Origin of the sequence: Streptomyces sp. NPDC002130 (assembly GCF_040296465.1) — a bacterium.
Classification (GTDB): Bacteria; Actinomycetota; Actinomycetes; order Streptomycetales; family Streptomycetaceae; genus Streptomyces.
The window spans coordinates 1-1,174 of record NZ_JBEOXI010001071.1 but is presented as its reverse complement, the minus strand read 5'-3'; the positions used below and the strand labels follow the sequence as shown (position 1 = coordinate 1,174).

Annotated in this window: 2 protein-coding genes and 1 pseudogene; 2 read left to right on the top strand and 1 reads right to left on the bottom strand. The window is 61.8% G+C overall.

The annotated features are described in order from the left end of the window. Positions 1-98, bottom strand: a pseudogene (locus tag ABT116_RS48490) (histidine phosphatase family protein); the annotation flags it as partial. A gap of 197 nt (positions 99-295) precedes the next feature. Between ABT116_RS48490 and ABT116_RS48485 the strand changes: the two are divergent. Together ABT116_RS48485 and ABT116_RS48480 are read left to right on the top strand one after the other, a co-directional pair. Next, positions 296-679 carry an ArsR/SmtB family transcription factor gene (locus tag ABT116_RS48485; protein ID WP_003944457.1) on the top strand — a complete coding sequence of 128 codons (384 nt, stop codon included), beginning with the start codon at positions 296-298 and terminating at the stop codon, positions 677-679. Between the two features lie 11 nt (positions 680-690). Then, positions 691-1,122 (top strand): Fur family transcriptional regulator, encoded by a 432-nt coding sequence (locus ABT116_RS48480; RefSeq protein ID WP_095969984.1) that lies wholly within the window; start codon positions 691-693, stop codon positions 1,120-1,122. The last annotated feature ends 52 nt before the right edge of the window (positions 1,123-1,174 follow it).

Genomic DNA, 1,174 nt, shown 5'->3' with positions numbered 1-1,174 from the left:
CCGAGGTGCCCCACGTCGTTCCAGCTCTCGATCGCCGGCTCCCCGTAGGCCCAGCCCAGCACGGACAGCGACGTCGGGTTCAGCCGTATCCGGGCACTCGATTGCTCTCCATCTGGGTAATAGATGCATGATTTTCGTGCGCTTTTCGCACCATCAGCCTATCTGGCGGCTGCCACGCACTTCCGTCCAAGGTTGACATGCATACTTGTGCATATCAAAATGAAAGTGATTTGCAATAATGTGGTGAGATGGCTATGCCCGGACATCATGATCTACCCCTCGAAGGAGCCTCGCTGTGAGCATTGCGGATACCGGCGATCTCCACAAAAGCCATGATCATTCCGACCTCGGACACACGCACGATCCGTTCGAAGCCGCACCTCCCGCGCCCGTGCCGCCCAAGGAAACCCTGGCGGCAGCCGGCGAAATTCTGCGGGCACTGGCTGCACCCGTTCGCATCGCGATCGTGCTCCAGTTGCACGAGTCGGAGCGTTGCGTTCACGAACTCGTCGGCGCCCTCGGTGTCACTCAGCCACTCATCAGCCAGCATCTGCGCGTACTCAAAGCAGCGGGCGTCGTCCGCGGCGAGCGCAACGGACGAGAAGTTCTCTATCGACTCGTCGACGATCACCTCGCACACATCGTCGTCGACGCTGTCGCCCACGCCGAAGAAGGATGAGATTCCACCGCATGAACACTCCGGGCAGTACAACCTCGAAACGTGGACCGGCCACCGTCGGCGTTCGTTCCACGAAACAGCGCAGCGCCATTTCCGCCCTGCTCGACGACATCGACGAATTCAAATCGGCACAGGAACTGCACGACGAACTCCGCAAGCGCGGTGAAGGCATCGGCCTTACCACCGTCTACCGCACGCTGCAGGCACTCTCCGACGCCGGAACCATCGACGTCCTCCGCACCGACACGGGTGAGTCCGTCTACCGACGCTGCTCCTCCGGGCACCACCATCACCTGGTGTGCCGCAACTGCGGATTCACCGTCGAGGTCGAGGGCCCGACGGTCGAGCAGTGGTCACAGACCATCGCCGAGGACAACGGTTTCACCGAAGTGAGTCACACCGTCGAGATCTTCGGCACCTGCCGCGATTGCGCCGGCAACTGAGCGCGTCGAGGAATGGAACCCCACTCGAGCGCCCCGCTGTCGCCCTTGTAGC